Origin of the sequence: Myxococcus sp. AB025B (assembly GCF_006518215.1) — a bacterium.
Classification (GTDB): Bacteria; Myxococcota; Myxococcia; order Myxococcales; family Myxococcaceae; genus Myxococcus; species Myxococcus fulvus.
In genome coordinates, this window is sequence record NZ_SRLW01000589.1 from 1 (window position 1) to 1,990 (window position 1,990).

At 71.1% G+C, this 1,990-nt stretch carries 1 protein-coding gene and 2 pseudogenes; all 3 read right to left on the bottom strand.

The window, feature by feature from the left end; all coding sequences use genetic code 11:
- Positions 1-405: pseudogene (locus FL311_RS42825) on the bottom strand (potassium transporter TrkA); the annotation flags it as partial.
- A 15-nt stretch (positions 406-420) separates the two neighbouring features.
- The gene (locus FL311_RS42830) at positions 421-1,626 is read right to left on the bottom strand and encodes a twin-arginine translocase subunit TatC (RefSeq protein WP_141333398.1); all 1,206 of its coding nucleotides are present in this window, start codon (positions 1,624-1,626) and stop codon (positions 421-423) included.
- A gap of 39 nt (positions 1,627-1,665) precedes the next feature.
- Positions 1,666-1,990, bottom strand: a pseudogene (locus tag FL311_RS44670) (Sec-independent protein translocase TatB); the annotation flags it as partial.

The window sequence follows — 1,990 nt, forward strand, 5'->3', positions numbered from 1 at the left end:
CACCCGCCCCGCCCCGCACACCACGACGTGGCCCTTCATCGTCTCGGTGACCACTTCGATCCACTCCTTGTCGTTCTTGTGTCGGGCGAAGTAGAGGTAGGCGAAGCGCACCACGCCGTCCGCCACCAGGGCGATGCCCGCCGGCGGAATCACCACGTTGAGCGCCTCGATGGCCCAGTCGTGCACGTACGGCAGCGACGGCTGCCCGTAGAGCAGGAAGTAGACGTGGTGCAGCGCCTCTCCGAAGGAGATGGGCACCCCGTCCGGGCCGATGTAGCGCCAGTGGAACAAGAGCGGCCCCAGCACGAACAGCGCCGCCGCCAGCACCAGCGTGGTGCGGAAGCGGCGCAGCAACGCGCGCAGGTAGCGCAGGTTGGCTCTCAGGTGGCTTCGAGGGCCGAACATGGCCTGCCGCCCTCCTCAGGACACCGGGGTGATGCCGGTCTCCGCCGCGTTGCGCGCCCGGCGCCGCTCCACCAGCCACACCAGGAAGACGCCCAGCTCGTAGCACATCAGCATGGGGCCAGCCATCAGCGACAGGTTCACCACGTCACCGGTGGGCGTGATGATGGCCGCGGCGATGAGGCAGAAGACGAACGCGTGCCGCTGGTACTTGAACAGCCAGCGCGACTGCACCACGCCCACGATGCCCAACAGCGCCATCACCAGCGGCAGCTCGAAGATGATGCCGAAGGCCAGGATGAGCAGCAGCACCAGCGACAGCTGCTCGTGCATCGTCAGCATGGGCCGCGTCCACCGCTCCGCCTCGTGCCGCGCCTCGCCCGCCGACAGCTCCTTCTCCAGCTTCCACAGTCCCGACAGCTCCTCGCTGCGCGTGGGCGCCACGCCCGCCAAGAGGCTCGCCGCCTCGTCCATGGCCACCGAAGCCGCCACGTAGTCCTGCTTGCCGTAGGCCGTCACCGCCGCGACCTTCTTCTCCACCGCCTGCCGCAGCACCGCGCGCGACTGGGCGCCGTAGCCGTCCGCCGCCGCGTCCAGCAGCCTGCCCAGGCCGTCCAGCCGCGACTTCAGCTCCACCGCCTGCGACGGCGAGCGCGCGGGCTCGGTCAGCTGCCCCTCACCTTCCGCGCGCAGCGACGCGCTGGTCTCCTTCGCGAGCACCCCCGCCCGCTCCGCGTCGCCCACGCGCAAGAAGCGCAGGGCGTCATCCGCGCGCAGCCGCGCCGTGTCCAGCCGCTGCTCCAGCGCGAGCGTCTCCTCCTCGTTGAGGAGGAACTTGAACATGGAGGGCAGCACCGCGAAGTAGCAGAAGCACGCGCCCAGGATGAACGCGAGCGAGCCGAACAGGACGAACGGCGCCGCGTACTTGCGCTCCTCCGGGAAGAGCCCCGGCGAGACGAAGCCCCAGATCTGCCAGAGGATGACGGGCGTGGTGAGGAACACGCCGCAGTACACGCCCACCTTCATGAGGACGTTCAGCTCCTCGATGCCGGACGTGTAGATGAGGGCGCGGTTGCCCTCCGGCAGCGCGTCCAGCACGGGCCGCATCAGCACGCCGAAGATGGGCTTGGCGAACAGCAGCGACACCAGGCCCAGCCCGAGCACGGCCAGGGTGCACTTGAGCAAACGCGAGCGGAGCTCCGACAGGTGCTCCATCAAGCTCATCCGCAGCTCGGAGTCGGCGAGAGGCTGGGGACTCAGGGGTCAGCTCCGTTTCGGCGCGTTGCGCGCCACCGTTCCAGGCAGCGGCGCGAGTCGAGGCAGGCCATCCGCGCCCACGCTCTCGGTGGCGGCGGACGGGGAGGAAGGGGAGGTCGGCTCGGCGGGCTGCGGCTCGGGCGGCTGGAGGCCCGGCTGCGCTTCTGCGACGGGCTCGGGGACCGCGGGGTGCTCGTCACCGTCCAGCCCCAGCGGGGCGCGGGCGCGAGGCGCCTCCACGGAGGACGGCTCGGCGCCCGGCTCCACGGGCGCGGCGGTCTGTGGCAGCCCCTCGGGCGGCAGCGCCTGGGGCGCGGGCGAGGGCGGGAAG

What these genes read in the sequence shown, in the direction of transcription:
- FL311_RS42830 (WP_141333398.1), bottom strand. Translation starts at nt 1,626, where the DNA reads ATGAGCTTGATGGAGCACCTGTCGGAGCTCCGCTCGCGTTTGCTCAAG.